This is a genomic window from Gallibacterium faecale (assembly GCF_027920745.1).
GTDB lineage: Bacteria > Pseudomonadota > Gammaproteobacteria > Enterobacterales > Pasteurellaceae > Gallibacterium > Gallibacterium faecale.
On record NZ_JAQIBB010000127.1, the window covers coordinates 1 to 6,385 of the forward strand.

The 6,385-nt window shown below is 37.3% G+C and carries 9 protein-coding genes; 1 reads left to right on the plus strand and 8 read right to left on the minus strand.

The window, feature by feature from the left end; translation table 11 throughout:
* Positions 1-59: 59 nt before the first annotated feature.
* From fusA to fkpA, 8 genes are all read right to left on the minus strand, one after another.
* Positions 60-2,165, minus strand: coding sequence for an elongation factor G (gene fusA / locus PF272_RS12640; protein WP_271143036.1), 2,106 nt, complete (start codon positions 2,163-2,165; stop codon positions 60-62).
* Between the two features lie 74 nt (positions 2,166-2,239).
* Positions 2,240-2,710, minus strand: a complete 471-nt coding sequence (rpsG, locus tag PF272_RS12645) for a 30S ribosomal protein S7 (RefSeq protein WP_065234216.1) — start codon at positions 2,708-2,710, stop codon at positions 2,240-2,242.
* A 111-nt stretch (positions 2,711-2,821) separates the two neighbouring features.
* Complete coding sequence (gene rpsL / locus PF272_RS12650) at positions 2,822-3,196, minus strand: 30S ribosomal protein S12 (protein ID WP_013745731.1); 375 nt, start codon at positions 3,194-3,196, stop codon at positions 2,822-2,824.
* Positions 3,197-3,325: 129 nt separating this feature from the next.
* Positions 3,326-3,613, minus strand: a complete 288-nt coding sequence (locus tag PF272_RS12655) for a DsrH/TusB family sulfur relay protein (RefSeq protein ID WP_271143037.1) — start codon at positions 3,611-3,613, stop codon at positions 3,326-3,328.
* An 11-nt stretch (positions 3,614-3,624) separates the two neighbouring features.
* Entirely contained in the window at positions 3,625-3,984 is a 360-nt protein-coding gene (gene tusC / locus PF272_RS12660; protein WP_065236528.1) for a sulfurtransferase complex subunit TusC, read from the minus strand.
* A 9-nt stretch (positions 3,985-3,993) separates the two neighbouring features.
* Positions 3,994-4,374, minus strand: coding sequence for a sulfurtransferase complex subunit TusD (tusD, locus tag PF272_RS12665; protein WP_271143038.1), 381 nt, complete (start codon positions 4,372-4,374; stop codon positions 3,994-3,996).
* The gene (locus PF272_RS12670; protein WP_065236526.1) at positions 4,374-5,063 is read right to left on the minus strand and encodes a helix-turn-helix transcriptional regulator; all 690 of its coding nucleotides are present in this window, start codon (positions 5,061-5,063) and stop codon (positions 4,374-4,376) included. The genes tusD and PF272_RS12670 overlap by 1 nt, the downstream gene beginning before the upstream one ends.
* A gap of 66 nt (positions 5,064-5,129) precedes the next feature.
* Positions 5,130-5,858, minus strand: a complete 729-nt coding sequence (fkpA, locus tag PF272_RS12675; protein WP_065234211.1) for an FKBP-type peptidyl-prolyl cis-trans isomerase — start codon at positions 5,856-5,858, stop codon at positions 5,130-5,132.
* A 171-nt stretch (positions 5,859-6,029) separates the two neighbouring features.
* Between fkpA and PF272_RS12680 the strand changes: the two genes are divergently transcribed.
* Complete coding sequence (locus tag PF272_RS12680; RefSeq protein ID WP_065234210.1) at positions 6,030-6,254, plus strand: SlyX family protein; 225 nt, start codon at positions 6,030-6,032, stop codon at positions 6,252-6,254.
* Positions 6,255-6,385: the final 131 nt, after the last annotated feature.

The window sequence follows — 6,385 nt, forward strand, 5'->3', positions numbered from 1 at the left end:
CGATAATTTCCTTTTTAATTTAAAATCTGCAACTCAATATTGAGTTGCAGTTGTTACAATTATTTTGCTTTGCGAGCTTCAATTACAGCAGTTGCTACGCTAGCTGGTGCTTCAGCATATTTCAATGGTTCCATTGAGTATGAAGCACGACCTTGAGTTTGTGAACGAAGATCAGTTGCATAACCAAACATTTCTGATAATGGAACTTCTGCATTGATCTTAGTAACAAATTCGTTGCTTTCTTGGCCATTTACTAGTGCACGACGACGGCTTAAGTCACCAATTACGTCACCCACATAGTCAGCAGGAGTTTCAACTTCTACTTTCATAATTGGCTCAAGTAATACTGGGTTCGCTTTAGCAAACGCTGCTTTAAATGCGATTGATGCTGCTAATTTGAACGCCAATTCTGATGAGTCCACATCATGGTAAGAACCGTAGTGTAAACGTACACCGATATCTACTACTGGGTAACCCGCTAAAGGACCAGCTTTAAGTTGCTCTTGGATACCTTTATCAACAGCTGGGATGTATTCACCAGGGATAACACCACCTTTAATTTCGTTAACAAATTCGTATCCTGGACCTTCTGGATCTAATGGGTAAAGGTCGATCACCACGTGACCATATTGACCACGACCACCAGATTGTTTTGCGTGTTTACCTTCAACATCATTAACACGTGTACGAATAGTTTCACGGTAAGCAACTTGTGGTTTACCAATGTTAGCTTCCACTTTGAACTCACGACGCATACGGTCAACGATAATATCTAAGTGTAACTCACCCATACCAGAAATAATGGTTTGACCAGATTCTTCATCCGTTTGAACACGGAATGAAGGGTCTTCTTGTGCAAGACGACCTAATGCTAAGCCCATTTTTTCTTGGTCAGCTTTAGTTTTTGGTTCTACCGCAACAGAAATTACTGGCTCTGGGAATTCCATACGTTCTAGGATGATTGGATTTTCAGGATCACATAATGTGTCCCCAGTAGTAACATCTTTCAAACCAATCGCCGCTGCAATATCCCCTGCACGAACTTCTTTGATTTCTTCACGTTTATTTGCGTGCATTTGAACAATACGACCAAAACGTTCACGTTTTTGTTTCACAGAGTTCATTACAGTATCGCCAGAGTTTACTACACCAGAGTAAACACGGAAGAAGGTTAAGTTACCTACGAATGGGTCAGTTGCAATTTTGAACGCTAATGCTGAGAATGGTTCATCATCATTTGCGTGACGTTCACCCTCTGTTTCATCAAGGTTAATACCTTTGATTGCAGGAACGTCGGTTGGTGCTGGTAAGTAATCTACTACTGCATCAAGCATTGCTTGAACACCTTTGTTCTTAAACGCAGAACCACAAGTAATAAGAATAATTTCATTCGCTAATACACGTTGACGTAATGCTGCTCTAACTTCTTCTTCAGTTAGCTCTTCACCGCCAAGGTATTTTTCCATTAATTCTTCAGAAGCTTCTGCTGCTGATTCAATAAGATTTTGGTGCCATTCTTCTGCTAAGTCTTGTAATTCAGCAGGAATATCTTCATAAGTGAAAGTCATACCTTGATCAGCTTCATTCCAGTTGATCGCTTTCATTTTAAGAAGGTCAACAACACCTTTGAAATTGTCTTCTGCACCGATTGGTAATTGAATTGGTACAGCAGTTCCGCCTAAGCGGGTTTTAATTTGTTCAACAACACGTAAGAAGTTTGCACCTGTACGGTCCATTTTGTTCACGAATGCAATACGTGGAACACCATATTTGTTAGCTTGACGCCATACAGTTTCAGATTGAGGTTGAACACCACCTACCGCACAGTAAACCATTACCGCACCATCAAGAACACGCATTGAACGTTCTACTTCGATAGTGAAGTCCACGTGTCCCGGAGTATCGATAATGTTGATACGGTGTTGTGGGAATTGTTTTGACATACCTTGCCAGAAGCAAGTTGTTGCCGCAGAGGTAATTGTAATACCACGTTCTTGTTCTTGTTCCATCCAGTCCATGGTAGCTGCACCATCATGAACTTCACCGATTTTATGGCTTACACCGGTATAGAAAAGAATACGTTCTGTGGTAGTTGTTTTACCTGCGTCGATGTGAGCACTAATACCGATATTACGATAGCGCTCAATTGGAGTAGTACGTGCCACGATTATTTCCTCTCGCTAGGCTTGAAAAGATGAACCAGCAAGTCTTAACTTTAAGACTTGCTGCATAAAGTAAATTACCAACGGTAATGAGCAAATGCTTTGTTAGCCTCTGCCATACGATGAACGTCTTCACGTTTCTTAACTGCAGCGCCTTTATTTTCTGCCGCATCTGATAACTCGTTTGCTAAACGTAATGCCATAGATTTGTCACCACGTTTACGAGCTGCTTCAACAATCCAACGCATACCTAATGCATTACGACGGACTGGACGAACTTCTACTGGTACTTGGTAAGTAGAACCACCAACACGGCGAGATTTAACCTCTACAGTTGGACGAACATTTTCTAATGCTGCTTCAAAAGCTTCCAAATGATCTTTACCAGTTCTTTGTGCTAATGTATCTAAAGCAGTATAAACAATTTTTTCAGCGATAGATTTTTTACCATCTACCATTAAAACATTAATAAATTTTGCAAGTAATTCTGATCCGAACTTTGGATCTGGAAGGATCTTGCGTTGACCAATCACACGACGACGTGGCATGGCTTTTTCTCCGTATATTAAATCTTCAGGTTATCCAAAACTCTATTTCTGGAGTCTTGTATGCTATCTATGTTCTAAATTAAACGTTTGGCCTTACTTAACGGAGATCCATTAAGCTTTAGGACGCTTCACGCCGTATTTAGAACGACCTTGTTTACGATCTTTTACGCCTGCGCAGTCTAATGCGCCACGTACGGTGTGGTAACGCACACCTGGTAAGTCTTTAACACGACCGCCACGAATTAATACAACGGAGTGTTCTTGTAAGTTATGACCTTCACCACCGATATAAGAGGTTACTTCATAACCATTAGTTAAACGAATACGACATACTTTACGTAATGCTGAATTCGGTTTTTTAGGTGTAGTAGTGTACACACGAGTACACACGCCACGTTTCTGCGGGCAAGCCTCTAGTGCAGGAACGTTGCTTTTTACAACCTTCTTCACACGCGGTTTGCGTACTAGCTGGTTGATAGTTGCCATTAAAAAGCTCCAGTTTAAATAAAAAATAATTCACTATTGAATGTTAAATTAACCCCATTCCATAGAAGAATGGACGACGCATTCTATTCTTTAACGATTGGCATGTCAAGGTTTTACCCACCTTGATTATCAAAGACTCATTTGAGGATGATATTCTTCGGTTAGCTTGACTAAATCAGCTAAAGTGATCAGCAAAAAATTCGTGTGTTGTGTCGAAAAATAGCTCAATAAATCTCGAGCCACAACATCATTTTCTAAAAGATAGTAGTGAGATATGGGTTGAAAAATAGTGGGATATTTAATCGGCAATAATACGCCATCTTGCCAACACAACAAGGCATCCTGCTCTGTAATATTTGCAATGAGTGCTTGAAGTTGCTGTGGGTCATAATGATGATGCGATAGGGTGTAAAACATAAATAACCTAATTAAAATGTTAAAACTTTTTCTGCTTGACGTAAAATCTGGAATAAATCAGATTTCTCTACGATATTGACCGACAAAAGTAATTTCTTATCGGTTAATTGGTAACGCAACAGATCTTCTTTACTCACAAAACACTGCTCAATTTCATAAAGTGTTAATAACTTTAACATAGACGATGTTTCTTTTTGTAACAGTATCTCTGCCTTCTGTTCTGCCAATAAATTTAAAACCCCATCATGTAAAAAGAACACACCAATTTCATCTTCATCACAATACGCTGATAACGCCAATAATGCATCTATTCCTTCTCTTACTTTGCTATTACCATAAGGTGCTTGCGTAAAAACAAAAGCGACTTTCATTTCAGCTCCTTAAAAAGTAATCACGCGATCAGCAGTTAAGACAGCTTGACTAAACTCACCTAAGCCAGCTAAGACAAATCCCTCAGCAAGGTTATTTTGTGAGCCAGTGAACGAGGTTTCTTCATTGACGATCCCACGCCGTTGTGATGCTGCAATGCAAAGATAAAGTGGAAATTGATATTGTTGTGCTAATTGTTGCCAATGTTTAATTAAATGAAACTCATCATTTGCTGGATAAACAAAAGCATTTCCATGGCTAACGCCAGCTTGAGAGAAAAAAACTTGCTCAATAGTATGTCCTGCCTGTAATAAAGTTTGAGCAAATTGATAAGCTAAAAAACTTGCTTCAGAACCATAGACAGGTTGAGTAACAGACAAAACATAACGCATTATTTTTGATCATCCTGCTTAATTTGGCGGATATACAAATAAACTGTATGACGAGAAATACCTAAACGTTCCGCAACTTGATTGATTGCATCTTTAATATCAAAAATTCCTTTCTCAAATAAAGAAACTACTATCTGTTTATTCTTATTATTATTGGATACATTACGGTCGTTGGTTACATCTTCAATTGTCTGCTCTACTGTTTGAGCAACTAATTCTTCTACAGAAGAGGCAAAATTGACTTCTGATGAACTTTCTTCCTGTTCATGAGTTGGAACAAACCCTTGTACAAATTCGGAAACAGGTACATTTAAGTTAATATTGATACAAAGTAACCCAATAATCCGTTGCTGAGAATTACGAATTGCAATACTAATAGACTTCATCAAACCGTTACTTTTCGCACGAGTAAAATAAGGTTGAGAAACACTATCTGTTTTCATCTGATGCAAAGAACGTAACGCAAGATCAGTAATTGGAGAACCCACTTTGCGATTGGTATTATGCCCATTAGCAATACAAATTGCCGAATGTTTTAAATTTTCTAGCGAGTGCAACACAATCTCACAATGTCCACCAATTAACGCTGCAATACCTTCAACGACAGGAATATAAGATTGCAAAATATCATGATCTTCTTTACTAAATGGTTGTTCTTCTTGTAAGAAAATCTCATCATCTAAATTCATAGCCACTCCAAAGTAAAAAAGAGTAACGGACATTACTGTCCGTTCCCTTTCTATTTTTTATAATAATTACTTATTATTTGATTTCACATCCAATAATTCGATATCAAAAATTAATGTTGAATTTGGTGGAATTTGACCAGTTTGTTGATCACCATACGCAAGATTTGGAGGCAATACTAATTGAATCTTACCGCCTTTTTTAATCAAGCTAATCCCTTCTACCCATCCAGGAATTAATTGATTTAATTGAAACTCAATTGGTTGGTTACGTTTATATGAACTATCAAATTCTGTACCATCAATTAATGTTCCACGATAATTTACTTTTACTGTATCTGTTGGATTTGGTGTTGGGCCTTCACCGGCTTTTTCAATACGATAAAGAATACCTGATTCCGTTTTTTTCACGCCTTCTTGTTTAGCGTATTTATCACGATACTCTTTACCTTTTTGTTCATTTTCTTTTGCAACTTTTTCTAATTGAACTTGCGTCGCTTTAGTAAGCTGTTCATCTAATGCTTGTAATTGTTTTTGTAATGCTTCATCAGATAATGTAGTTTTCCCCATTAAAGTGTCTTTCACACCTTCTAGGATTTTGCTGTTATCATACTTAATTAGCGATTTTTGAGAATCCAAAGATTGTTGGATATTTTTCCCCATAAACACCCCAATCGCATAAGAAGAATCTTCAATAAACTTCTTATCTTTTAATTGAGAATCCTCTGCTAAACTTTGACCGCTAACAGCTAAGAAAACTAATCCAGAAAGAAAGGCAATTTTATTAATGGAACGCATAATTGTTTGTTCTCCATAGAAAAAATAATAGATTTATCACTGCTTTAATTTTAGTGAATAGGGTAAAATGATTTTTTAAAATATACAATATTTATTTAATGTTTAAACTAAATTATTAAACTTTCAACTCATCAACATAATATCAGTTTCAAACCAATTAAGGATTTAATGATGAACAGCGAACTTCATCCATTATTGCAACGTATCGATGAATTAGAAATGAAAGTTGCATTTCAAGAAAATACGATTGAACAGCTTAATCAATCCCTCATAGAACAACAATTTATTCTTGAGAAAATGCAAATACAACTTCGCTATCTAGCACAAAAATTAAAAGATATGCAACCTTCTAATATTGCAACTCAAGCAGAAGAAACGCCTCCGCCACATTACTAAATCGGGTTAATTTTAATGGACAAGAAAAAGCCTCCGCTGTGATCTGCACCCCAAAAGTTGGACTTATTATCCAACAACATACAGAGGTGCAGATTTTTTATGACCAAATATAACCAAAACTTTAAACATCC